27 protein-coding genes are annotated in these 24,552 nt (G+C 55.0%); 10 read left to right on the forward strand and 17 right to left on the reverse strand.

All coding sequences use genetic code 11. The features are described 5' to 3' along the window. The first annotated feature begins 108 nt into the window (after positions 1-108). The 3 genes from lldP to lldD are packed head-to-tail and all read left to right on the forward strand — an operon-like array spanning position 109 to position 3,727. Positions 109-1,764, forward strand: coding sequence for an L-lactate permease (gene lldP, locus DY231_RS17415; protein WP_115630322.1), 1,656 nt, complete (start codon positions 109-111; stop codon positions 1,762-1,764). Continuing rightward, on the forward strand, positions 1,764-2,549 hold the full coding sequence (gene lldR / locus DY231_RS17420; protein WP_115630324.1) for a transcriptional regulator LldR: 786 nt from the start codon (positions 1,764-1,766) through the stop codon (positions 2,547-2,549). Before lldP ends, lldR begins: the two co-directional genes overlap by 1 nt. Continuing rightward, positions 2,546-3,727: an FMN-dependent L-lactate dehydrogenase LldD gene (gene lldD / locus DY231_RS17425; protein ID WP_115630326.1), complete on the forward strand. Its 1,182-nt coding sequence runs from the start codon at positions 2,546-2,548 to the stop codon at positions 3,725-3,727. Before lldR ends, lldD begins: the two co-directional genes overlap by 4 nt. 47 nt (positions 3,728-3,774) lie before the next feature. On the opposite strand, the gene DY231_RS17430 is transcribed toward lldD, so the two are convergent. The 3 genes from DY231_RS17430 to DY231_RS17440 all read right to left on the reverse strand — a co-directional run bounded on the left by DY231_RS17430 (position 3,775) and on the right by DY231_RS17440 (position 5,038). Further along, a complete protein-coding gene (locus DY231_RS17430; RefSeq protein WP_115630328.1) occupies positions 3,775-4,077 on the reverse strand; it encodes a helix-turn-helix domain-containing transcriptional regulator in 303 nt (100 codons plus the stop codon). After that, positions 4,067-4,396, reverse strand: coding sequence for a type II toxin-antitoxin system RelE/ParE family toxin (locus DY231_RS17435; RefSeq protein WP_034493863.1), 330 nt, complete (start codon positions 4,394-4,396; stop codon positions 4,067-4,069). Before DY231_RS17435 ends, DY231_RS17430 begins: the two co-directional genes overlap by 11 nt. Positions 4,397-4,609: 213 nt before the next feature. Further along, the gene (locus DY231_RS17440) at positions 4,610-5,038 is read right to left on the reverse strand and encodes an OsmC family protein (RefSeq protein WP_115630330.1); all 429 of its coding nucleotides are present in this window, start codon (positions 5,036-5,038) and stop codon (positions 4,610-4,612) included. A gap of 158 nt (positions 5,039-5,196) precedes the next feature. Here DY231_RS17440 and DY231_RS17445 point away from each other — a divergent pair, with 158 nt between their 5' ends. The 3 genes from DY231_RS17445 to DY231_RS17455 all read left to right on the forward strand — a co-directional run bounded on the left by DY231_RS17445 (position 5,197) and on the right by DY231_RS17455 (position 7,013). Next, positions 5,197-5,730, forward strand: coding sequence for a tetratricopeptide repeat protein (locus DY231_RS17445; RefSeq protein ID WP_115630332.1), 534 nt, complete (start codon positions 5,197-5,199; stop codon positions 5,728-5,730). A gap of 87 nt (positions 5,731-5,817) precedes the next feature. Further along, positions 5,818-6,267: an RNA polymerase sigma factor gene (locus tag DY231_RS17450; protein ID WP_256682717.1), complete on the forward strand. Its 450-nt coding sequence runs from the start codon at positions 5,818-5,820 to the stop codon at positions 6,265-6,267. Continuing rightward, a complete protein-coding gene (locus tag DY231_RS17455; RefSeq protein ID WP_115630333.1) occupies positions 6,264-7,013 on the forward strand; it encodes an anti-sigma factor family protein in 750 nt (249 codons plus the stop codon). Before DY231_RS17450 ends, DY231_RS17455 begins: the two co-directional genes overlap by 4 nt. A gap of 31 nt (positions 7,014-7,044) precedes the next feature. On the opposite strand, the gene DY231_RS17460 is transcribed toward DY231_RS17455, so the two are convergent. From DY231_RS17460 to entC, 13 genes are all read right to left on the reverse strand, one after another. Continuing rightward, positions 7,045-7,434, reverse strand: a complete 390-nt coding sequence (locus DY231_RS17460; RefSeq protein ID WP_115631878.1) for a type II toxin-antitoxin system VapC family toxin — start codon at positions 7,432-7,434, stop codon at positions 7,045-7,047. Positions 7,435-7,436: 2 nt separating this feature from the next. Further along, entirely contained in the window at positions 7,437-7,700 is a 264-nt protein-coding gene (locus DY231_RS17465; RefSeq protein WP_115631879.1) for an antitoxin, read from the reverse strand. A gap of 270 nt (positions 7,701-7,970) precedes the next feature. Beyond that, positions 7,971-8,252, reverse strand: a complete 282-nt coding sequence (ilvN, locus tag DY231_RS17470) for an acetolactate synthase small subunit (RefSeq protein WP_034493851.1) — start codon at positions 8,250-8,252, stop codon at positions 7,971-7,973. A gap of 3 nt (positions 8,253-8,255) precedes the next feature. Beyond that, positions 8,256-9,944, reverse strand: a complete 1,689-nt coding sequence (gene ilvB / locus DY231_RS17475) for an acetolactate synthase large subunit (protein ID WP_115630335.1) — start codon at positions 9,942-9,944, stop codon at positions 8,256-8,258. Between the two features lie 112 nt (positions 9,945-10,056). After that, entirely contained in the window at positions 10,057-10,155 is a 99-nt protein-coding gene (gene ivbL / locus DY231_RS17480; RefSeq protein WP_074388597.1) for an ilvB operon leader peptide IvbL, read from the reverse strand. Positions 10,156-10,273: 118 nt separating this feature from the next. After that, positions 10,274-11,296 (reverse strand): CobW family GTP-binding protein, encoded by a 1,023-nt coding sequence (locus tag DY231_RS17485; protein ID WP_115630337.1) that lies wholly within the window; start codon positions 11,294-11,296, stop codon positions 10,274-10,276. 15 nt (positions 11,297-11,311) lie between these two features. Further along, positions 11,312-11,509, reverse strand: coding sequence for a YbdD/YjiX family protein (locus tag DY231_RS17490; protein ID WP_034493861.1), 198 nt, complete (start codon positions 11,507-11,509; stop codon positions 11,312-11,314). A gap of 109 nt (positions 11,510-11,618) precedes the next feature. Continuing rightward, positions 11,619-13,724: a pyruvate/proton symporter CstA gene (gene cstA / locus DY231_RS17495; RefSeq protein WP_115630339.1), complete on the reverse strand. Its 2,106-nt coding sequence runs from the start codon at positions 13,722-13,724 to the stop codon at positions 11,619-11,621. A gap of 740 nt (positions 13,725-14,464) precedes the next feature. Continuing rightward, the gene (gene entH / locus DY231_RS17500) at positions 14,465-14,881 is read right to left on the reverse strand and encodes a proofreading thioesterase EntH (protein ID WP_115630341.1); all 417 of its coding nucleotides are present in this window, start codon (positions 14,879-14,881) and stop codon (positions 14,465-14,467) included. Continuing rightward, positions 14,882-15,634: a 2,3-dihydro-2,3-dihydroxybenzoate dehydrogenase gene (gene dhbA / locus DY231_RS17505; RefSeq protein ID WP_115630343.1), complete on the reverse strand. Its 753-nt coding sequence runs from the start codon at positions 15,632-15,634 to the stop codon at positions 14,882-14,884. Between the two features lie 2 nt (positions 15,635-15,636). After that, on the reverse strand, positions 15,637-16,491 hold the full coding sequence (locus DY231_RS17510) for an isochorismatase (protein ID WP_115630345.1): 855 nt from the start codon (positions 16,489-16,491) through the stop codon (positions 15,637-15,639). 14 nt (positions 16,492-16,505) lie between these two features. Continuing rightward, a complete protein-coding gene (locus tag DY231_RS17515) occupies positions 16,506-18,122 on the reverse strand; it encodes a (2,3-dihydroxybenzoyl)adenylate synthase (RefSeq protein ID WP_115630347.1) in 1,617 nt (538 codons plus the stop codon). Then, positions 18,123-19,328, reverse strand: coding sequence for an isochorismate synthase EntC (gene entC / locus DY231_RS17520; RefSeq protein WP_115630349.1), 1,206 nt, complete (start codon positions 19,326-19,328; stop codon positions 18,123-18,125). 83 nt (positions 19,329-19,411) lie between these two features. Here entC and fepB point away from each other — a divergent pair, with 83 nt between their 5' ends. Next, on the forward strand, positions 19,412-20,377 hold the full coding sequence (gene fepB, locus DY231_RS17525; RefSeq protein ID WP_115630351.1) for a Fe2+-enterobactin ABC transporter substrate-binding protein: 966 nt from the start codon (positions 19,412-19,414) through the stop codon (positions 20,375-20,377). On the opposite strand, the gene entS is transcribed toward fepB, so the two are convergent. After that, positions 20,378-21,634, reverse strand: a complete 1,257-nt coding sequence (gene entS / locus DY231_RS17530; protein WP_115630353.1) for an enterobactin transporter EntS — start codon at positions 21,632-21,634, stop codon at positions 20,378-20,380. Positions 21,635-21,746: 112 nt separating this feature from the next. Between entS and fepD the strand changes: the two genes are divergently transcribed. From fepD to fepC, 3 genes are read left to right on the forward strand one after another with little or no spacing between them, the layout of a single operon-like run. After that, entirely contained in the window at positions 21,747-22,754 is a 1,008-nt protein-coding gene (gene fepD, locus DY231_RS17535; protein ID WP_115630355.1) for a Fe(3+)-siderophore ABC transporter permease, read from the forward strand. Beyond that, entirely contained in the window at positions 22,751-23,743 is a 993-nt protein-coding gene (fepG, locus tag DY231_RS17540; protein ID WP_115630357.1) for an iron-enterobactin ABC transporter permease, read from the forward strand. Before fepD ends, fepG begins: the two co-directional genes overlap by 4 nt. After that, a complete protein-coding gene (fepC, locus tag DY231_RS17545) occupies positions 23,740-24,540 on the forward strand; it encodes an iron-enterobactin ABC transporter ATP-binding protein (protein ID WP_115630359.1) in 801 nt (266 codons plus the stop codon). Before fepG ends, fepC begins: the two co-directional genes overlap by 4 nt. Positions 24,541-24,552 lie beyond the last annotated feature (12 nt).

Consider the following 24,552-nt stretch of genomic DNA (forward strand, 5'->3'; position numbering starts at 1 on the left):
ATGATTAACAAAAGATTAACCTTTACGCATTAACTACCCTACATTGCCGTATTGGTCCTACCAATCAGGCAAAAAATAATAAGCACATCACGTTCTGGAGAGTCCTGCATGCAAGCCTGGCAACAAGTCTATGACCCCGCAGGTAACATTTGGCTATCAAGTCTCATCGCTGCAATTCCGATTATTTTCTTCTTCTTCGCACTGATAAAACTGCGCATGAAGGGCTACACCGCCGCCACGATCACCGTGGGCCTGGCGTTACTCGTGGCACTCCTTTTCTATCGCATGCCGGTTGACCGCGCATTGTCGTCAGTGGTGTACGGCTTCTTCTACGGCTTATGGCCGATTGCGTGGATTATTATCGCCGCGGTATTCGTCTACAAAATTTCGGTGAAGACCGGGCAATTCGACATTATCCGCTCGTCGATTCTCTCCATTACGCCAGACCAGCGCCTGCAAATGCTGATTGTCGGTTTCTCGTTTGGCGCGTTTCTGGAAGGCGCTGCGGGATTTGGCGCTCCAGTCGCCATCACCGCCGCCTTGCTGGTTGGGCTGGGTTTTAACCCGCTGTACGCAGCCGGATTATGCCTGATCGTCAACACCGCGCCCGTCGCATTTGGCGCGATGGGGATCCCGATTATTGTGGCAGGCCAGGTGACCGGGCTGGACAGTTTTGAAATCGGACAGATGGTTGGCCGTCAGCTCCCGTTCCTGACGATGATCGTGCTGTTCTGGATTATGGCTATCATGGATGGCTGGCGCGGCGTGAAAGAAACCTGGCCTGCGGTTATCGTGGCGGGCGGCTCGTTTGCCATCGCGCAATTTCTCAGCTCCAACTTCTTAGGCCCGGAACTGCCGGATATCATCTCTTCACTGGTTTCTTTGGTTTGCTTGACGGCTTTCTTGCGCGTCTGGAAGCCGGTTCGCATCTTCCGCTTTGGCGATGTCGGCGCGTCAGTTACAGACCAGACGCTGGCTCGCAAAAATTACACCGCAGGCCAGGTGGTTCGCGCCTGGATGCCGTTTATCTTCCTGACGGCGACCGTAACGCTGTGGAGCATTCCGCCGTTTAAAGCGCTGTTCGCACCGGGCGGTGCGATGGCCGATTGGGTATTTAACGTCTCGGTGCCCTTCCTCGACAAAATGGTCGCCAAAATGCCACCGGTTGTCGCCGAAAGCATGGCCTACGCGGCGGTGTATAAATTTGACTGGTTCTCCGCAACCGGCACCGCGATTCTGGTTGCCGCCCTGATTTCCATCGTTTACCTGCGCATGAAACCGAAAGCGGCTATCGAAACCTTCGGTGAAACGCTCAAAGAATTAGCGCTGCCGATTTACTCCATCGGCATGGTGTTGGCCTTCGCCTTTATCTCGAACTATTCCGGGCTTTCGGCAACGCTTGCGCTGGCACTGGCGCACACCGGCCACGCATTCACCTTCTTCTCCCCCTTCCTGGGTTGGCTGGGCGTATTCCTGACCGGGTCCGATACCTCGTCAAACGCGTTATTCGCCGCCTTACAGGCCACAACGGCACAACAAATTGGCGTCTCAGATTTATTGCTGGTTGCCGCTAACACCACCGGGGGCGTAACCGGGAAGATGATTTCGCCGCAGTCGATTGCGATTGCCTGCGCGGCGGTAGGTTTAGTGGGTCGGGAATCGGACTTGTTCCGCTTTACCGTTAAACACAGCCTGATTTTCACCTGCATGGTCGGCGTGATCACCACGCTTCAGGCCTATGTCTTAACCTGGATGATCCCTTAATGACGACGCAACCGCGCCTGGCTGACCATTTAGTTGAGCGCGTAAAAGCCTTAATTAGCGAACGTAAACTGGAGGCGGGCATGCGGTTGCCCGCCGAACGCCAGCTTGCCAGCGAGATGGGCGTTTCGCGCTCCTCTCTTCGCGAGGCGATTCAAAAACTGATCAGCGAAGGCATTCTGATTAGCCGTCGCGGCGGCGGGACTTTTGTACGTTACGAAGTTCAGGCCTGGTCCGAACAACGCATTGTTCAGCCGCTCAAAACGTTGGTTGAGAACGATCCGAACTATCGCTACGACATTTTGGAAGCCCGCCATGCGATAGAAGCCAGCACCGCCTGGTACGCCGCTCAGCGTGCCACGCCCGCCGACAAAGAGAAGCTCATCGCCTGCTTTGACGCCACGGTGAAATTCAAAGAAAGCGACGACCCGGATCTGGCCGCGCAGGCGGATGTACGTTTTCACCTGGCGATTGCCGAGGCTTCGCACAACATCGTGCTGCTCCAGACAATGCGTGGCTTTTTTGACCTGCTGCAATCCTCCGTGATGCACAGCCGCCAACGCATGTACACCGTGCCGACTATTTTTGCCGGACTCACCGAACAACATAACGAACTGTTGCAGGCCATTCTGGCAGGCGACCCCGAGCGCGCACGCCTGGCGGCAAAAACGCACCTCGGGTTTGTCCATACCACGATAAAAACCCTGCATGAAGACGAAGCCCGACAGGCGCGAATCAGCCGCCTGCCTGATGAAGACACCGACGTAATAAGGGACGAAAATCCATGATTATTTCTGCTGCAAGTGACTACCGTGCCGCTGCAAAGCGCATCCTGCCACCCTTCCTGTTCCATTATATCGACGGTGGGGCGTATGCCGAACACACGCTGCGACGTAACGTTGATGACCTGGCAGAAGTGGCGTTAAAGCAGCGCGTTTTAAAAAACATGTCGGCACTGAGCCTTGAAACCAAACTGTTTAACGAAACGTTGTCGATGCCGGTCGCACTGGCTCCAGTTGGGCTATGTGGAATGTACGCCCGTCGTGGTGAAGTCCAGGCGGCAAAAGCGGCGGCGGCAAAAGGCATTCCTTTTACGCTTTCCACCGTTTCCGTCTGCCCGATTGAAGAAGTCGCTCCGGCTATTGACCGCCCAATGTGGTTCCAGCTTTATGTTTTAAAAGACCGTGGCTTTATGCGTAACGCGCTGGAAAGAGCCAAAGCCGCGGGCTGTTCGACACTGGTATTTACCGTCGACATGCCAACGCCCGGCGCTCGTTACCGCGACGCCCACTCCGGCATGAGCGGGCAACACGCCGCCCTGCGCCGCTACTGGCAAGCGGTGACGCACCCGCAGTGGGCGTGGGATGTAGGTCTGAATGGCCGCCCGCATGATTTAGGGAATATCTCGACTTACCTGGGCAAACCGACCGGGCTGGAAGATTACATTGGCTGGCTGGCGAATAACTTCGATCCGTCAATTTCCTGGAGCGATCTGGAGTGGATCCGTGAGTTCTGGGACGGCCCGATGATCATTAAAGGTATTCTCGACCCTGAAGACGCCAAAGATGCCGTGCGATTTGGTGCCGATGGCATTGTGGTTTCCAACCACGGAGGCCGCCAACTCGATGGCGTACTCTCGTCTTGCCGCGCACTGCCTGCGATTGCCGACGCGGTAAAAGGCGATATCGCGATCCTCGCTGACAGCGGTATCCGCAGCGGTCTGGACGTGGTGCGCATGATTGCACTGGGTGCCGACACCTGCCTGCTGGGACGCGCCTATCTCTACGCGCTGGCGACTCACGGCCAGGCTGGCGTTACCAATCTACTGAACTTGATCGAGAAAGAGATGCGCGTAGCCATGACGTTAACGGGTGCGAAATCCATCGCAGAAATCAGCCAGGAGATGCTGGTGCGTGAAGGTCTGAAAGATATCCTTTCGCCGCAAGGCATGGCGGTTGGTTTTTAGAGAAAGAAAAGTGCTCGCACCATTGCAGAATGTGGCGAGCATTTTGTTTACCCCGTTAATTCGGCAAAGTGGATCCCAGCCGCATTAATGATTTTTTTGGTGGTGCTAATAGTCGGGTTGCCGCGTGCGGAAAGCGTTCTGTAGAGAGTTTCACGGTTCAGTTTGGTTTCGGCTGCAATTTTGCTCACCCCACCTCGAGCTTCAACGAGACGACGTAAAGCCAGCAGGAATAACACTTCACCGTTCTCTTCATCCAGACCCGCAAATGCCCCTTTGATATATTCAACGGCAAAGGCGGGGTCTTCTTGAAGCATTTCAATCACTGTTTGGTCGAACTCGTTAAATTTCATTTTCTGACTCCAGATGTTCTTGCCACCATACCACTGCCTGATCGATATCCGCTTGCTGCCTGCGTTTATCGCCACCGAGCAATAACAGGTAAGTGTCCTTGCCCTCATGTGCGTAATAAATCCGATAACCAGGACCTTCATCAATTCGCATTTCCCATACACCTTGCCTGCAAGGCCTATGGTCGCCAGGGTTATTGAGCGCCAACTGGTCGATACGCCGCACAATTTTAAATTTCGCCCGCGCATCCTTTAATGCTCTTAACCACTCATTAAAGGGCGTCTTACCGTTTTGCAGTTTGAAGTACTTAATGATATTCATCCTTGAAACCTCTCGAGTGTAGCTTTTATACCACATCAGTCAATGATTTTATTTTGAGCAAAATAATCTCCTGGAGATGCAGGCTATGGCATAGAAAGGAAAATTGGCAGGGATGTTCGAGAAGGAGTTTCAGCTTTGCGGCATGCCTTCCAGCATGGAGAAAAATGACAGAGTTTTGCCTCCAGATTTACCGGAGGCATCACATATTGATTATCAGTTAAGTTTGTAGTCCAACGTGATTTCAGCTTTCATCAGTTGTGATACCGGGCAACCGGCTTTGGCTTTTTGAATGATTTGGTCGAATTTGGCGCTATCGGCACCAGGCACTTTTACCGTGCTGGTTAGCGCAATTTTGGTGATAGCAAAACCGCCATCGGTTTTATCCAGTGAAACATCAGCGGTGGTATCAATGCTTTCTGCGGTGTAACCCTCTTCGCCCAACATCAAAGACAGCGCCATTGAGAAACATGCCGCGTGCGCTGCACCGATTAGCTCTTCCGGATTGGTTCCGGGTGCACCCTCAAAACGGGTATTAAAGCCATAGGGTTGCTGTTTTAGCGCCCCACTTTCGGTGGATACGGTGCCCTTACCGCGTTTAATGTCGCCTTCCCAGTGTGCTTGCCCTTTCTTATGAATCGTCATATCTGCGCTCCTGTTTTATTGACACAAACCACAAGTATAGGAGTTGGATACGTCTTCGCCTGGTAACTAAGAGCAATCCTTTCGTAACGTAAAAATAAATCGAATAAATCATCGCTCTCGAATGTTCACTGCATACCGAACACGATGAGGGTTTTGCCATGAACCGTTTTACTCGCTTTTTATTACCCGCTGTTGTGAGCAGCGTATTTTTACTTTCAGGCTACGCCCAGGCCATGGGTGGCAGCAGCGATGAACCCACGCCACCAACCTGCCCCAAAGGGCAAATTTACGATCAAAAAACCAAAACTTGCATGGTAGATAAGGGCGGGATGATTGGTGACGAAGCCCGTACTGATTACGCTTACGCGCTGGCAAAAGCGGGTCGTTATCAAGAGGCGCTGGAGATGCTCAACACCCTGCAAGACCCGAATACAGCCGAAGCGCTGAATTACCGGGGATATGCCACCCGCAAGCTGGGCCGCACCGATGAGGGCATCAGCTATTATTTAAAATCTGTCGCGCTTGATCCCAAATATCCAAAAGTTCGTGAATACCTGGGTGAAGCGTACATGATCAAAAACCGTCCTGACCTGGCGCGTGAACAGCTGGCGACCATCAAAACCTTATGCGGTACAGGCTGCGAAGAATATCGTGACCTGGCAGCCGCCATCGACGGTCATCCGGAGTCCTGATATTCGCCTGTGGAGGCAAAAATCAGCAACGAAACGATACGCAAAGAAATTGCCCAATACCTTTCCCGCTTGTGGCGCTATGGCCTGGTGCTGTCCCACCGGCGGGATGTGGCGGATGATTTGGTGCAGGCTACCTGTGTGCGGGCGCTGGAACGCGCCCCGCAATTTATTGCTGGCAGTCGTATGGACCGCTGGCTGTTTTCGATTTTGCATTCGATTTGGATTAATGAAGTTAGGGCGCAGCAAATTCGCCGTGGGCAAGGCTTTGTCGATGTGGACGAGCTGGTTGGTGAAGAACACAGCGACGACCCCATCTGGTCTAATGATGTGATGAAACGGGTGAATCGCCTACCCGAAGCCCAGCGCAATACTGTGTTTTTGGTCTACGTGGAAGAGTTGTCTTACCGGGAAGCCGCCGTCGTACTCAATGTTCCTGTCGGGACGGTGATGAGCCGTCTTGCCACCGCTCGCCTCACCCTCGCACAGGACATCGCGCTCCAGGCCCGTTCGCCGCAATTCAAAGGAGAGAAACAATGAGTCTTCCCCTCGGCACGGACGAAATGCTGGTGGCGTATCTGGATAATGAGCTGAGTGAAACACAGCGCAAAGATCTGGAAAACCAGCTCACCGCAGACGACGCCCTGGCGCAGCGCCTGGCGTTGCTCGAACGCAGCAATCTTCCATTCAAATCCGCTTTTGAGCCTTTGCTGGAGCAGGCTCCTGATGAACACTTACAACAGCAGTTTTCTCCTGATGCTCGCAAAAATCACAACGTCTCAAGACGCAATCTGATTGCCGCCGCCGTAAGTTTCCTGGCGTTAGGCGTGATTGGCGATCGGGCTTTTCTGCACTTTTCGCAACCGGAGGAAAACTGGCGCGAATTAGTGGCGCAATATATGGCGCTTTACACCCCAGAAACACTGGCTGAAACGCCAACTCAGCAGGCACTCGATGCGCAGTTGAAAGTGACCGAAACGCAACTCGGCGTTACGCTCGCCGCCGCAAACCTTGCTCTGCCCAATGCCACATTGAAAAACGCTCGGGTTCTGGCCTACGAAGATCGGCGCATCGCGCAAATTACCTGGCTTGAAAGTACTGGCCCGCTGGCACTGTGTATCACCCGGCAAACCGGAGAGCCCATGAGTACACAAAGCGAACAGCGTCTGGGAATGAATATTGTGTATTGGGCGAACCAATCACATCAATTTATGGTAATTGGCCACAGTTCAGCAGCGCAAATGAACGAAGTTGCCGAGCGGTTGCAGCGCGATATCGGCGCCTGATTATCGTGCTTTTTCGCCTGGAAAATTAACGTTAAATCGTCCAGTCTTCCACGCATAGCCCTGCCACACTGTGGAACGCCTGGTCATTGGTCACAATTGTGTTTTTTTCACTCAATGCGTGCGCTGCAATCAACATATCCAGCGCCCCCATAACCTGGCCTTTTTTCTCCATGCTCGCCCTGAGTTTGGCGTAAGTTTCTGCCGCGGCTCGGTCCCATGGGCACACAGAAACGGCATCAAGGAAGCCCATGACGACAGCCTTCAGGGCTTTATTTTGCCGTTTTGCCACGCCAAAAAGCAGCTCCGCTTCTGTGATACTTGAAATCACAATACTGGAAGGCGGAACGTTAGAAATCCTGGCGATAACCTGCGGATGTTGGCGTAAAAAATAACTCACCGTATTGGTATCCAGCATCCAGATCATTACTTAATTCCCGCGAAAGGATCTCGGTCAGCAGGAGGCTGATTTCTTTCTTCTGCATCGAGGAAATTGTTGGGCACACGGGCTTTTTTAATCAGAGAGATAACACTATCCCAGTTATCTGGTTTTGCTGGCCTTTTTGAAAGAATCACATTGCCTTCCTTGTCTTGTCGGATATAAACCCTGTCGGTATCGAACTCGAATTCCACTGGTAACCTCACCGCCTGGTTCCTGCCATTTTTAAAAAGCTTCGCAATACGTTCCATTCCCTTCCCCCTACCAAAATATGGCCTATGCCAAAGCATATGCCTTTAGCCGATTTTAGCCAACAATGATTCGTAAGAAGAAAGAATAAACGACCGGCAGAAAATATCGCGTTTCAGCGACGTTTGCCTGGTTTTTTCGAGAGTGGATTTTGATTGTGCGAGGAGGTTTGCGCAGGGAATGAAACACGGATATTTAAACCCAAATTAACTGAATGCATCTCGCAATTTAAGAATGTTGGCGGAGGGTAAAACCACTCCGCCATCGGCCGGTTACTGCACTAAAGCCGTCAGTTTGCCAAACACTTGTGCACCGTCGGCGTCACGTTTGATTTGCACCACATCTTCAAGTTTGTCGATTTGGCTGATCATTTGCTCAAGACGCTGGTCGTCTGCCACCTGTAGCCAGATACGGCTCTGGTCGCCCTGCGGGAGCGGAAGACAGAGGATCCCTTCAACGTTAAAAGCGCGGCGGGCAAACAAGCCGCAAATGTGAGACATGACGCCCGGATGGTTGCGCACAGTAAGTTCAAGAATAACAGTTAGTTGTTGCATGGCTTACTCTCCAATCATCTCAATGTTGGCAGCGCCTGGCGGCACCATCGGGAATACTTTTTCGCTGGCATCAATGCGCACGTGAATCAGGCAGGGACCTGGGCGCGAGATGGCTTCTTGTAACGCAGCTTGTGGGTTTTCGGCGGCGTTCAAATCGCAGGTTTGCAGCCCAAATCCTTCGGCAATTTTCAGGAAGTTAGTCTGCCCGGAATAGGTCGCAGCAAAGACATTTTGTTGATAGAACAGCGTTTGTTGTTGATGCACCAGACCCAGCGCCTGGTTGTTCAGCAGGATAATTTTCACATCCAGATTATGTTCAGCAGCCGTCGCCATTTCCTGAATATTCATCATGATGCTGCCATCACCGGTAAAACACAGCACTTTGCGATTGGGCTCCGCCAGTGCCGCGCCAACCGCCGCAGGCAGGCCAAAGCCCATCGTCCCTAAACCCCCGGAAGTCAGCCACTGGCGTGGACGGTTCAGCGGATAAGCCTGCGCCACCCACATTTGGTGCTGCCCAACGTCGGTTGTGATAATAGCTTCGTCATCCACACACGCCGCCGCCGCGTTGATCAGGCCGTATGGCGTCAACGGGTTGTCAGCGCCCGGCATGTTGAATGGAAATTCCTGCTGCAAACCAGCAACCTGTTGCAGCCACTGCTGGCGCGGTTGCGCGTTAACTTTTGGCAGTAATTGTTCCAGCACTTCGCCCACATCAGCGCGAATGGCCACATGCGCTTGTTTAATTTTGCCCAACTCGGCGCGGTCGATATCCACGTGAATAATTTTCGCATTCGGGCAGAATTCTTCGGTTTTACCAATTGCCCGGTCGTCAAAACGCGCGCCCAGAACAATCAGCAAGTCCGCTTCCTGCAAAATAAAATTGGTGCTGCGGGCGCCATGCATCCCCAACATGCCCAGAGATAATGGGTGTTTAGCCGGGATCGTGCCGAGCGCCATGAGCGTCATCGTGGTGGGCAGATTCGCTTTCTCAGCAAGCGCACGCGCATCCGCATGAGCATTAATCACCCCACCACCGAGATACAGTACCGGGCGCTGTGCCTGGTTAATCATCGCGGCGGCATCAGAGATTTGTTGAGCATCAAATTGTGGCGCAGGGGTTGGCGCACACACCGCTGGTAACTCGCTGATGTCGATTTCAGCGGTCTGTACGTCTTTAGGAATATCAATCCATACCGGCCCTGGTCGGCCTGATTCAGCAATGCGGAACGCCTCGCAAATCACCTGCGGCAGTTCGGCGATATCGCGTACTAAATAGTTGTGTTTGGTAATAGGAATGGAGATGCCGTAGGTGTCGACTTCCTGGAATGCGTCGGTGCCAATCATGGATTTCGGCACTTGCCCGGTGATGCAGACCAGCGGGATGGAATCGAGGCGCGCATCGGCGATGGCGGTAACCAGATTTGTCGCACCCGGCCCGCTGCACGCGATACACACCGCGGCTTTGCCCTGGGTTCGTGCCATGCCTTGCGCCATAAAGCCTGCGCCTTGTTCGTGACGCGCCAGAATATGACGAATTTTTTGGCTTTGGCTCAGTGCGTTATAAAGCGGCAGGACTGTGCCACCGGGAATACCGCTGACGGTGGTAATGCCATGATGTTCAAGCAGTTGCACAATCAACTGTGCGCCCGTAATGCGGTTTGCTTGCGGTGGGTTTTCCGATATTGCCATTGCTCCAGTCCTTCTTCTTATGCCGTTTCGCTTTTGGCCGGGGGGACTAAAACAAGAAACCCCGCCCGGTTTGCGCCGGCGGGGTTTTGGAATCGATGCGTTGATTCAGACCCTACGGCGCATTGCCGACGACCACCACCACACGCACGACGACCACCGCGGCTGGTAGCGCGGTTAGTAGTAGGCCAGTGTTGCGAGTGAATGTAGTCATTAGGGTCCTGAATATGTGTTGTGCGTTTTTAACGTCGAAATTTATACAACCACACAGCCTCGTTTCACACAACAGCTTTATTTGTCTCAGCAAAAAAACGTGCACGAGATCACATCAATTAAATAGCCGTTGCAGCGAATTCACGTTTTAATTCGTCAATCGGCAGATAACGTCCGATGATGACCAGCCTTGAAACCCGCTGTTCAGTAGGGTACCAGACCGAACCATAATCAAAACCCACGACTTTGTGGACGCCTTGCACAATCAGCCGTTGCGGGTTGCCGTCAATTGCAAGCACGCCTTTATAGCGCAACATGTCGTTGCCAAAACGTGCGATGCAGCTTTCCATAAATGCGCCTATTTTCTTCACATCCAACAATCCCGCATCAAAAACGTGAGCCTGAATGGCGTCGTCCCAGGAGCGTTTTGCCAACGCTTTACGAAATGGCTGGAAGCTCACGGGATGGTCGGCGTCGGCACGAATAACCCGAAATCCGGCGGTCGTTTCGATGCTGTCCGTAAGCTCAAACGCGTCGAGATCGAGCCATAAATCGGCCGGACATTCGCCGTTCACCATCTCAAAAAGATCCGCTTTGCTGTTGATCCGATGAATCCTTTCCAGCGCCTGGAGTTTGGTGTCTTCGTCAACACGATCCGCTTTGGTCAGTAAAATGCGATCGGCAAAACCGAGCTGCGAGGCCGCCACCGCATGTTCATCTAGCTGGCGCGAAATATGTTCCGCATCGGCCAACGCGATCACGGCATCAAGGCGCAACGCTTCACGCAGATATTCATCAACAAAGAAGGTCTGGACGATGGGCGCGGGGTCGGCAAGGCCGGTAGTTTCCACAATCAGGCGTTCAAAATTGAGTTGTCCCGCCGCGCGTTTTGCCAACATTTCTCGTAATGCGGCAGTGAATTCCCCGCGTACGCTACAACACACGCAGCCGTTACTTAACTCCACCACGTTAACGTTATCCCCGCCCTTGAGCAGCGCGCCGTCGATGTTTACCGCACCGAATTCATTTTCCAGAATCGCAACAGGTTGGTTGTCGTTGTGGGCGAGAAAGTAGTTAAGAAGTGTGGTTTTCCCTGAGCCAAGAAAGCCCGTTAACAGAGTGACAGATACCGCTTGATTCATGTCATATTCCTTAGATTAACAGCAGCGAGCGCCGCCTTTGCCGCCATAGCGTGCATCCTGACGCTCGCGGAAAAACTCTTCGTAGGTCATCGGCGTCTGTTCAGGATGCGTCAGGCGCACGTGTTGCACATAGTTGTCGTAATCAGGCACGCCAACCATGAGCTTCGCGGCCTGGCCGAGATATTTGCCTGCTTTGGCGAGTGTGTCGAACATAGTCCCTCCAGAGAAATGGTGGATGACGCTGGCGCTTATCCCCCCTACAAACCCAAGTGCAGTTGTAGGTCGGATAAGCGCAGTGCCATCCGGCAGATTTATTTAACTATTAATGCGCGCTCTTCGCCTGCACCACAATTTGCTCAACGTCTTCCGGCATCTTCTCGTAAGGCGTTTCCTTCGCGGTTGGCGTGTCCGATTTCAGCGCCTGCATGGCGGTTTTAATCGCAAACAGACCAATCACCACCACAACCACCATAAAGAAGATGGTCAGCCCGGCATCCAGACGGTTGTTGAACACCAGTTGCGATAGCTGTGACTCGGTGTACTGCGCCGGGATTTTGCCGCTGTCGATCATGGCCTGGAATTTGTTAGCGATAGCCAGGAAGCCTACTTTTGCATCCGGGCTGAACGCTTTTTGCCAGCCCGCCGTCAAGGTACAGATCAGCAACCACGCGGTTGGCACCAGCGCCACCCAGGCGTATTTCTGCTTCTTCATCTTGAACAGCACAACAGCGCACAGCATCAGAGCCATACCCGCCAGCATCTGGTTGGCGATACCAAACAGCGGCCACAGGGTGTTAATCCCGCCGAGCGGATCAACCACGCCCTGGTGCAGGAAGTAACCCCACGCCATTACGCAAAGTGCCGTCGCCAGCAAGTTTGCAGGCAGCGAGTCAGTCCGTTTAAGCCCCGGCGAGATAACACCCAGCAAGTCTTGCAGCATAAAGCGCGCCGCACGCGTACCCGCATCGACCGCCGTCAGAATAAACAGCGCTTCAAACAGAATGGCGAAGTGATACCAGAACGACACATCCATCAGGCCGCCCAGCGCCCCGTGCAGAATGTACGCCATCCCGACCGCAAGCGTTGGTGCGCCACCCGCACGTGAAATAATGCTCTGTTCTCCCACGTCGTTGGCAATGTTGGTTAAGGTTTCAGGGGTAATATGGAAGCCCCAACTGCTGACTACGCCTGCCGCAGAAGCCACAACATCCACGGTACCCGCCGGAGCCAGAACCGCCAGTGGGCTGTTCATCGCGAAGTAAACGCCTGGGTCGATAACACAAGCCGCCACCAGCGCCATAATCGCCACAAACGATTCCATCAACATGCCGCCGTAACCGATGAAGCAAGCCTGGTTTTCATTAGCCAGCATCTTCGGCGTGGTGCCAGACGCGATCAGCGCGTGGAAGCCCGAAACCGCGCCGCACGCGATGGTGATAAATAGGAACGGGAACAAATCGCCGGTCCAGACCGGGCCGGTGCCATCAATGAACTTGGTCAACGAAGGCATTTGCAGCGTCGGACGCATAATTAAAATGCCAATCGCCAGGCCGATAATGGTGCCGATTTTCAGGAAGGTAGAGAGGTAATCACGCGGTGCAAGCAGCAGCCAGACCGGCAATACCGCCGCCACAAAACCGTAGCCCACCAGCATCCAGGTCAGTTGCACGCCGGTAAAGTCGAAGTACGGCGCCCAGGTTTCGCTTTCGGCTACCCAACCGCCGGAGATAATCGCAAAGATCAGCATCACCAGGCCAATTACCGACACTTCGCCAATGCGGCCAGGGCGCAGGTAACGGATGTAGACGCCCATAAACAGCGCCAGCGGAATGGTAAACGCCACGGTGTACGTGCCCCACGGGCTGTGAGTCAGCGCTTTCACCACGATCATCGCCAGCACCGCGAGGATGATAACCATGATCATGAAACAGGCCACCAGCGCGATGACGCCCGCGGTGTTGCCCATCTCTTCTTTGACCAGTTCGCCCAACGAGCGCCCATCACGGCGTGTCGAGACAAACAGCACCATAAAATCTTGTACCGCACCGGCCAACACCACACCCGCCAGCAGCCAGAGCATGCCTGGCAAATACCCCATTTGCGCGGCAAGCACCGGCCCGACGAGCGGCCCTGCCCCCGCAATCGCAGCAAAATGGTGACCGAACAGCACTTTCTTGTCGGTCGGAACATAGTCCAGCCCGTCATTATGGCGCACGGCTGGCGTCATACGAGTGGCATCAACGGTTAAGACTCGTTTAGCGATAAACAAGCCGTAGTAACGATAAGCGATGAGGTAGACGCAGATTGCAGCAACCACAATCCATAATGCGTTTATCTGTTCGCCACGATTGAGTGCGATATAACCGAGCGCGAATGCACCAATCAGTGCAAGCACAGCCCATATGAGGTGTTTCCCTGGATTATTCATCTTTGTTTTCCATGTGTAGACCAGAAGCAGAGGTGTTACCGATTTGTTCTAGATCAAGCACGTGGATTTAACAATATTGAAACGAGAGAATGGAGTGGTTTGACCAGGGATTTACATCAGCTTGTTAAGGGGATCACGATGCTGTGATGGTTATACCATTGCTTGATAGGTGATGGTTCCGTTCACCTGGCGTTCAGTGTTCCCAGGAATTACCGAAACGGTGAACGCACAAAGGGTGCTACCGCAGCACCCTTTGCAATCCCGGCTCCCGGCGTTTAAATCGCCGCTTCGCGGTAAACCTCCGTTTTTCCTTTCAGTCCCTGGGTCGGTTGCGACGCGCTCCCGGCGCTCACAACCTCTCGCCGTTCCCGACGGCTCGACCCGGCCTTCCAGTCAAAACGGAGGCGATTTATGCCGGACTCAAAGGTCAACGTCAAAAGCTAAGGTCAAAAGCCGAACCGGTTTTGACCTTGTCCCCGGTATAAATTGCCCCGGTGTTCCCCATAAGTCAGGGTTGAGCTGCCGTCCGCCGTGAAAGTGAGCGATCGCCGGGAGCGAATCGCGAACGACCCTGAACGTTGGGGATAAGCTGGGGTTTACCGCGTAGCGGCAATTTAATCACCGGGCGACGGGGTCGCCAGGGGGATGTCGTTATCCCACTGGCACGTTCACCGTTTTCGGGAATGAAAGAGATAACTGAACGCACGGGTGAACGGAAAACCTCCGGCTTACAATAAGCTTCACCCCATCGTCGCCGTCGTCAACCGACTCGTGCAACACCGCTTGCCGCGCGCGTCGAAGATGGCAATTTCCCACACCTGGGAAGTCTTCCCAAGATGCAGCGGTTTGCATACGCCGCGCACTGACCCGGACGCAACAGCGCGATGATGGCTGGCGTTTATCTCCGTTCCCACCACGCACTGCCCGTCAGTGGTCGTCAGAAATCCTGCCATCGACCCGAGGGTTTCCGCCAACACCACCGATGCGCCGCCGTGCAGCAAACCAAACGGCTGCTGGGTGCGGTTATCGACCGGCATTTCCGCTTCCAGGCTTTCGTCGTCCATGCGCGTGTAAACAATACCGAGATGCTCAACCATCGTTCCGGCGCTGGTTTGGTTTAGCTCATCGAGCGATAACTGCCGTTTCCAGATACTCATTCAGGCTCCCAACGTAGCGCCGCCGTCAATCACAATATCCTGCAATGTGATGTGGCTGGCGTGCGATGAGGCGAGGAACAGAATGGTGCTGGCAATTTCCTGCGGACGCGCGATTTTACCCAGCGGAATGCCCAGTTTAAACTGATCCGGGAACCCCTGAATGCGCTGCTGTTCGGCATCCGGCGTTTTCCACAGCGTGCGCTGCATATCGGTATCGGTCGAGCCGGGCGACACCACATTACAACGCACGCCAAACGGTGCCAGCTCCAGACCCACCGTTAACGCCAGGCTTTTCAGCGCCGCTTTCGATGCGCCATACGCCGACATTCCGGTGCGCGGCGTGTGGGCCGCGTCCGATGCGACGGTGACAATCGCCCCACTTTGCTGTTCACGCAAATGTGGCATGACAGCGCGGAACAGATTAAACGCCCCGCCGACGTTTACGGCAAAAGTATCCTGCCAGTCCTGCAACGCCAGCGCGTCCGTCGCCCCCATGCGTAAAATTCCTGCCGCATTCACCAGTACATCAAGCTGCGGTTCGTCGCTCAATAAACGCTGCGTAACGGCGGCAACCTGCTCGGCGTCTGCCACGTTCAGCACTTCCGTGGCGAACGGGTAAACCTCCAGCGGGAAGGCCAAATCGAACCCGACGACGGTCGCCCCGGCGTCGCTAAACGCCCTTGCGGTGTGATACCCGATGCCTTTGCCCGCGCCAGTTACCCAAACGGTTTTGCCGCTAAAGTCGATGTTCACCCTCAGGAACCCCGCGACAGCAGCGCCCACCAGGCGTCAATCGTCGGGTTTTTCGCCAGCATCACGAAATCGATATCCGCGTGAATTTTGCGCCAGCGAGCCGCCAGCGCCATCATTCGCACCGAATCCAGACCGTAATCAATCAGGTTTTCGTCATCTTGCGGAATGTCAGATTCATCAAGCAATGGCAGCACGATTTCACGCAATTGCTCTTTACTTTGCGGCGCCGCTTCCGGCAATAAATCACGGGTCATGACCACGCGCCCGGAACGGCCTGCGGTGTATTTCAGCGCCATCATGTGTTCTTCGCGGCTGAAATCGGCCAGCGCATCGGCCACCATAAACGGTTTGATATCACGCATAAACGCGTCGGTTGCCGTCGTCATGCAGCCGATGTGGGCGTACACGCCGCAAATAATCAGCTGATTGCGGCCCGTTTCTTTTAACACTTGCTCCAGCGGCGAGCGGATAAACGCGCTGTAGCGCCATTTGGTCAGCACCGTGTCGTGCTCGTCCGGGGCAAGTTCCGCGACCACTTTCTGGCGCTCGGGATGTTTGTTTAAACCCGGTCCCCACATGTCGTTCAGCAACGCACGATCTTCATCGCTTTGAGCGTTAGGTTGCGCGGTGTAATAGACCGGAATGTTGTGGCGTTTGCAGTAATCGCGCAGCGCAGCGATGTTAGCGATAACCTGCTGGATCATCGGGCAATTATCGCCCCAGAAATCAATGAAATATTCCTGCATATCGTGAATCAGCAGCGCCGCACGCTCAGGCTCAAACGCCCAATTCACTTTGTTTTCCGGGATGTCGGCAGCCGTCGGTAAGGTGTATGCGTTCAGTTTTGGAATAGCCATAAATTCTCCGTCTATCAGGAAGCCAGTTGCTTATCAGCAATCAACTGGCGCAAACGTTTTTTGTCCACTTTGCCCACCGCAGTCAGCGGCAGGTTTTCAACGATTTCAATGCGATCGGGCAGTTTGAAGTCCGCAATGCCGAGCTCACGCAGATAACGGCGAATCTCTACGGCGCGGAACGGGCGCAGGCCGACGATAAACGCGCAGCTTTTCTCGCCCAGCAGGCTGTCTTCCATCGAAACCAGCGCGGCATGAACGATCTCTTCGTGGCGCAGTAACAGGTTTTCGATCTCTTCAGCGGCGATCTTTTCTCCGCCACGGTTGATCTGATCTTTCTCGCGCCCCTGAACCGTGATGTAGCCGTCTTCGGCAATCGAAATCAGATCGCCCGAGCAGTAGAAACCGTTGGCATCAAAGGCGCTGGCGTTGTGCTCCGGGCTGCGGTAATAGCCACGGAAGGTGTACGGCCCGCGCGTCATCAGGCGGCCCACTTTGCCGTGCGGCAATGCATTCCCGTTTTCATCTGCCACCCAAACTTCGTCGTCCGGGCACATCGGTACACCCTGGGTTTTGAAGATGTGCTCATTGTCGTCATCCAGGCGCGTGTAGTTCACCAGCCCTTCCGCCATGCCGAAAACTTGCTGTAGCCGGCAGCCGATTTCAGCAGGAATACGAGCGGCCAGCGCTTCGCTTAAACGTGCGCCGCCCACTTGCAACAGTTCTAATGATTCGAGGGATTTATTGCTGCCCCACTCGCCAATCGCTTGCAGCCACAGACTGACAGCAGGCGGTACCAGCGCGGTGACGTTTATCTGGTGGCGTTCAATCAGCGGGAAGCAGAGCGTCGCGCTCGGGTCGTTTGCCAGCACCACGCGCCCGCCGCCGTAAAAGACGCCCAGCGAACCCGGCGAACTCAGCGCGTAGTTATGCGCCGCGGGAATCGCGCACAGGAAGCGGGTATGGGCATCAAAACGGCAGATTTCTACGCTGCGGCGAATGCTGTAGTAGTAATCGTTGTGCGTGCGTGGAATCAGTTTTGGCGTGCCGGTGCTGCCGCCGGAAAGCTGGAAGAAAGCCACTTCGTCAGCCGCCGATGGGGTGGCGACAAAGTTCTCTTCCGGCTCGCCGATCAATGCGCTCAGCGAACGTTCGCGATCGTTTTCATTGAGCAATACCGCCATACGCAGCGAGGGATTTTGTTGGCACAGCGCATCAAGGAAATCATCGTGGGCGAACAAATTGTGTTTGCGATCGGCGATCACCACCGCCGGTTCGATTTGGCGGGCATACGCTTCCATTTCAGTGCGCTGATGGCTGAACAACGCGTTCACCGGAGCCACGCCAATTTTCAGCAACGCAAACAGCGTGATGTACAACTCAGCCACGTTGCCCAACTGCACCAGCGCGGTTTCGCCATTGCTCAGGCCGCGTCGTTTTAGCGCACACGCCAGGCGAGTGGCGGCCAGTTCCAGCTCGCGGTAGCTGTAATGGCGCTCACCTTCAATTAACGCAATCGCGTCATTTTTGGCCTGGCGGGTGAGAATATCGGTCAGCGGCAAATCCGCCCAGTAGCCTTTTTCGCGGTAGTGGGCGGCCAGGTCATCCGGCCAGCGGGTAAATTCGATAGCCATTTATTTAATTCCAAAAACGTTGAGCATGGTGGAAAGTTTGACGCCGGTTTCACGCCATTCAGATTCGGGCGATGACGCCGGAACGATGCCTGCGCCCGCGAACAATCGCACTTGCTTGCCGCCGACGCGCGCGCAGCGAATCGTCACCACCCACTCGCCATTCCCCTCGGCGTCGCACCAGCCGACAATCCCGCCAAACAGTTCACGGTCAAACGGCTCAAGTTCGGCAATAAGTTTTTGTGCAGCTTCATGCGGGAAGCCACTTAACGCGGGCGTCGGGTGCAACAGGCAAGCCAGAGAAAGTGCGTTGTCCTGGCTGTCTTTAATTTGGCCGTAAATCGGCGTGGCGAGGTGCCATAAGGTCGGCGTGGTGATTAATTCCGGGGTGTCGGAAAGCGTTAAATACTGGCTACGCGGCAGCAAAACATCATGCATCGCCTGCGTCACCAGACCATGTTCGTGGCGGTCTTTGGTGGAACGCAGTAACTGCGCGCCAATTTCGCTGTCGCGCTGGATATTATCTTTATCACGACGCGCCGAACCGGCGAGCGGCAAGGAGCTGAAATTCTTGCCTGATTTGCGTAACAGCAATTCCGGGCTGGCGCCCACCAGCGAGCTGCTATCCGGCAACGGCACGTGGAAGTTATAGCTGGTCGGGTTCTGGCTTATCAGGCGATTAAGCAGCGCGTCGAGGTCAACAACCGCATCGGTTTCAATATCAATCAGGCGCGAGAGCACCACTTTGTCGATATCCGGCTGGGCGGTAGCGGTGGCGGCATGGGCCACCATTTCCATAAATTTTTCTTGTTCAGGAATCGCCTGGCGCGAGGCAATATTCAGCGACTGGCCGCCGCGTTTTTGACAAGCCGCATCCTGATGCTGTGCGCGTGAAAACGGCTGCCAGCTTTCGGGGATGAATAATGCAGAAGGCTGGCGCGGGTCGAATGGGATAGCCCCTACGACAACAGGCTTTTCGATGCCGTGCTTTCGGGCGCTGTCGAACGCTTCGCGCAACTGAGTTTGCAGATGACCATGGGAATGTGCGCCGTCTAGCGCCGGGGTATCCAGACGGGTAAAGCAGCCGCTTGTGGAAAAACTGCGGTAAGGCGACATAAAGAAAAAGCTGTCTGCGCAATGCTTCACCGCTTGCCCTGGCGTGGATGTAAGCGGCTTTTCTTGTGGCGGCTTCGCCATTGACGTTTCCATGCATCCTCCGTAAAAACATGACAAAAGATAGTAATAATGATTATCATTTGCTTTTCGGTGTCGTAACCTAAAGAGAAAAGGACATGCTGTCAACAAAGGCTAAATTTTTTTTAACAATTCCCGCACTCGTATTATTGAGTTTGAGTCACCTCGCCCATTCCGCCGACTGGCCAAGAACCATTACCGACAGCCACGGCTCGCACACGTTTGAACAAGCGCCAGTGCGCATTGTTTCTACCAGCGTGACGTTAACCGGCTCGCTGCTGGCGATTGACGCGCCTGTGGTCGCAAGCGGTGCAACCACGCCAGGAAATCGCATGGCGGATTCACAAGGTTTCCTGCGCCAGTGGGGCGATGTCGCAAAAGCACGCCACGTTCAGCGTTTGTACATTGGCGAAGCGAGCGCCGAAGCGGTGGCCGCACAAATGCCGGATCTGATTTTAATTAGCGCCACCGGCGGTGATTCTGCCCTCGCCCTTTACGATCAGCTCTCTGCCATTGCGCCAACGCTGGTCATCAATTACGACGATAAAAGCTGGCAGCAGTTGCTCACGCAGTTGGGCGAAATCACCGGGCATGAAAAGCAAGCTGCCGCAAGAATTGCCAGTTTTGACAAGCAATTGAGCGAGTCCAAAATGCATATGACACTGCCACCGCAGCCCGTCACAGCGCTCGTTTACACCCCAGCCTCACGCTCGGCAAACCTCTGGACGCAAGAATCTGCGCAAGGGAAATTGCTCCAGCAGCTTGGCTTCACGTTATCCACTTTGCCGGTGGCGGTTCATGCCAGCCAGAGCATGGGGAAACGTCACGATATCGTGCAATTGGGTGGCGAAAATCTGGCTGCCGGTTTGAACGGTGAAAGCCTGTTCCTGTTCGCCAGCGATGAGAAAGACGCCACCGCGTTGGAAACTAACCCGCTGCTTTCGCATATTCCTGCCGTGCAGAATAAGCGTGTGTACGCGCTGGGCACCGAAACTTTCCGTCTGGATTATTACAGCGCCACGCAGATTCTTGAACGCATGAGCCAGTTGTTTGCCAGTAAGTAGCTATTTGACGGTTGCCGCTTCGGTTTGCTCCGGGGCGGCTTGCAAATAACCGCGCAATTGCACCAACACAATCGCCAATACCACGCCGCACAACGTTAACGCTAAACCGCCGTAACTCGCTGCTGCGACTGGCGTTAATGCCACCGTCATTCCGCCCAAAATTGCGGCCCCTATCGCATCGCCCGTCACATTCTGCGCCGTCCATAAACCGTTGATGCGCCCTAACATCCCGTCCGGCGTCAGCGTCTGAATTAAGGTGTATTGCAGTAATGAGCTGATAGCACTGAGATAGCCAAACAGCGCCAGGCACGCCAGCCCAAGTCCCCAAACCGGCATCAGGCTAAAGATGCCAATGGAGATAAACGACACGATTCCCGTCCCCAGCATAATCATGCCTGGGCGAACGTGATGCGCGATACGACCGCTGGTCAACGCGCCAATAGCAGCCCCGAGCGGAACGGCGGCGTACATCAGGCCGATTTGCGCCGCGCTCATATTCCAGTGCCCGGCGAGTGCCGGATACAACACGCGCACCGCGCTCGCCATCGTCAGTAGCGCACCGACTAACGCAATGCCGCCAATAACCGGATGGCCGACCAGGAAACGCAGCCCGTTCCACAACGAGAGCAGCGGGTTTTCACGCGCCTGCGGCGGCGGTGCCAGTTTCGGCAAACTCAGCAGCGGCAATAACGTGATAAACGTGCCGACGGAAGCCAGCGCGTAGTTCCATACCACACCGCCCGATGCCAGCAGCAGCCCGCCAATCATGGGTGAAATCACTGAACCCAGGCGCACGGTGAGCATGGTTATAGCGCTCGCCTGCATTAAATTTTCACGCCCAACCAGCGCGGGAGTCGCCGCCAGAAGTGCCGTCACGCCCAGTGCGCCAAAGAATCCATCCCACACGCCAAGCAAGTAAATCGCCGCCAGCGAAGGTTCCGGCAACGCGGCGTTAATCGTCAGGCCAATAAAACCGACGCCACACGTGGAGCGGGCGAGCAAAATCAGACGGCGGCGTTCATGACGGTCAGCCAGCACCCCGCCCATCATCAGGCCGATAAACATCGCACTACCGGTTAGCGTCACCGCGAGGCCGACTTGCAGCGAGGAGCCGGTCAGCGTCTGGATTTGTACCGGAACGGCAACGCCGAGTAACCCCAGCGAGACAATGGAAATAAAGCGAGCAAGGAAGACGGCGCGAAAAGCGGGATGAGTCTTGAGCAAACTGAGATTTAGCAGCAAAGAATTGCGGTTCATTACAGGGCCTTAAAGCGAATTTTTCTTTCCGGGTGCGAGGCGGCTCATGCTAACATAAACAAATAAGAGTGATAATGATAATAACTATCATTAATTTTCATGAAAGGGATTTATGTTATTTCCACGGCCATCAACACGCGTTGTGACGCTGCTGATTCTGTTTTTGCTGTTGCTCTTAATGGCGGTAATGAGTCTGCTTATTGGGGCAAAATCTCTGCCTGTTGAGGTCGTTATCGATGCGTTCAGCGGTCAATGCCGAAGTGCTGATTGCACTATCGTGCTCGACGCTCGCCTTCCGCGCACGCTGGCAGGCATTCTCGCCGGTGGCGCACTCGGCCTTGCCGGGGCGCTGATGCAAACTCTGACACGTAATCCCCTCGCCGACCCCGGCCTGCTTGGCGTCAATGCCGGGGCCAGTTTTGCCATTGTATTAGGCGCGGCGGTCTGGAGTTTTTCCTCACCGATTGCCCTGCTCGGCATGGCCTTTGCTGGTGCGCTGTGCGCAGCCCTGGTGGTGGCATTTACCGGAAGCCAGGGAGGCGGGCAACTCAGCCCGGTGCGCTTAACGCTGGCGGGCGTTGCGCTTGCCGCCGTGCTGGAAGGCCTGAGCAATGGCATCGCGCTGCTTAACCCGGTGGTTTATGACCAGTTACGTTTCTGGCAAGCCGGAACACTGGATATTCGCACCCTCGAAACGCTGAAAATCATCGTGTTGCCGGTGCTGGCAGGCTGCGCCATTGCCCTGTTTATAAGCCGTTCACTCAACAGCCTGAGCATGGGAACCGACACCGCCACCGCGCTGGGCAGCAAAGTTGTACGCACTCAATTGCTCGGTTTAATCGCCATCACGTTATTGTGCGGCAGCGCGACGGCAGCCGTTGGCCCGATTGCGTTTATCGGCCTGATGATGCCGCATCTTTCGCGCTGGCTGGTGGGCGCCGATCACCGCTGGTCGCTCCCCGTCACCCTGATTGCCACGCCTGCGCTGTTGCTGTTCGCCGATATTGTTGGCCGCCTGCTGGTGCCGGGCGAACTGCGCGTGTCGGTGGTTAGCGCGTTTATTGGCGCGCCGATGCTGATTTATTTGGTGCGCCGCCAGCGCAAAGGAGCGAATGCATGACCCGTCTCTCTCCTCGCTTACTGTTCGTCAGCCTGGCGCTATTGCTGTTCAGTTGCGCGTTAGGCATGTGGAGCCTGGGAAGCGGCGTTTTACCGCTTTCAGTAGGCCAGGTGATTGACGCTCTGGCCGGTTCCGCACCGCGTAATGTCTCACTGGTCGTTGTCGAATGGCGCTTGCCCCGCGTGGTGATGGCGCTACTCATTGGCGCGGCATTAGGCGTGAGCGGTGCTATTTTCCAGTCGCTGATGCGCAACCCGCTCGGCAGCCCGGATGTGATGGGCTTTAACACCGGTGCCTGGAGTGGCGTGCTGGTGGCCATGGTGCTATTCGGCCAACATCAAACCGCCATTGCCACCTCGGCGATGGTCGGCGGCGTTGTTACCGCTCTGGTGGTCTGGCTGCTCGCGTGGCGTAACGGCATCGAAACTTTCCGCCTGATCATTATTGGTATTGGCGTGCGGGCGATGCTGGTCGCGTTTAATACCTGGTTACTGCTGCACGCCTCGCTTGAAACGGCCATCTCCGCCGGGCTGTGGAATGCCGGTTCGCTCAATGGTTTAACCTGGGGGAAAATCTTCCCGGCCGCACCATTAATGCTGTTGGCGTTGGTCGTTGGTGGATTGTTGGTCCGGCGGATGCGCCTGTTGGAAATGGGCGATGACAGCGCCTGCGCGCTTGGCGTTTCGGTTGAGCGCTCGCGTCTGATGCTGATGTTAACCGGTGTGATTCTGACCGCCGCCGCCACCGCACTTGCCGGGCCGATTTCGTTTGTCGCCCTGGTCGCCCCACACATTGCGCGTCGCCTGAGTGGCACTTCGCGTTGGGGTTTACTGCAATCAGCGCTCTGTGGTTCGGCGTTATTACTGGCGGCCGATTTGTGCGCTCAACATCTTTTCATGCCGTATCAGTTGCCGGTCGGCGTGGTCACGGTAAGCCTCGGCGGTATCTATTTAATTGCGTTGTTGATTCAGGAGTCCCGTAAAAAATGAGCCAGATTTCCGCTCCACCGCGCCTGCATGGCGAACAGCTCACATTGGGATATGGCAATCATGTGGTCGCCGACGGCCTGACCGTTGCCATTCCTGACGGGAAATTCACCGCCATTATCGGCCCCAACGGCTGCGGGAAATCCACGCTGCTGCGCACCCTTAGCCGCCTGATGAAACCGATGCACGGCCAGGTGTGGCTCGATGGCAATGAAATCCACCGTTTTGCGACCAAAGAAGTGGCGCGTCGCGTGGGTTTGCTGGCGCAAAACTCCAGCGCACCGGGCGATATCAGCGTCGCGGAACTGGTGGCGCGTGGGCGATATCCACATCAGCCGATGTTTTCCCGCTGGCGAGAAGAAGACAAACTGGCGGTGGAACGGGCGTTAAAAGCGACGAATATTGAGGATTTGGCTGACCAACCCGTTGATACGCTTTCCGGCGGACAGCGCCAGCGTGCCTGGATTGCGATGGTGCTGGCGCAGGAAACGTCCATTTTGCTGCTGGATGAACCCACCACCTGGCTTGATATCAGCCATCAAATTGATTTGCTGGAACTGCTGCGCGACCTGAACCAAAAGCAAGGTTTTACCCTTGCCGCAGTGCTGCATGATTTGAACCAGGCCTGCCGATACGCGACTCACTTAATCGCGCTGCGAGATGGCAAAATTATCGCTGAGGGCGCACCGACAGAGATTGTCACGCCCGAGCTTATCGAAGCGATTTACGGCCTGCGCTGCATGATTATCGAAGATCCGGTAGCGCATACACCGCTGGTCGTGCCGCTCGGGCGTGGGTGAAAATCAATCTAG

Source organism: Buttiauxella agrestis (genome assembly GCF_900446255.1).
Classification (GTDB): domain Bacteria; phylum Pseudomonadota; class Gammaproteobacteria; order Enterobacterales; family Enterobacteriaceae; genus Buttiauxella; species Buttiauxella agrestis.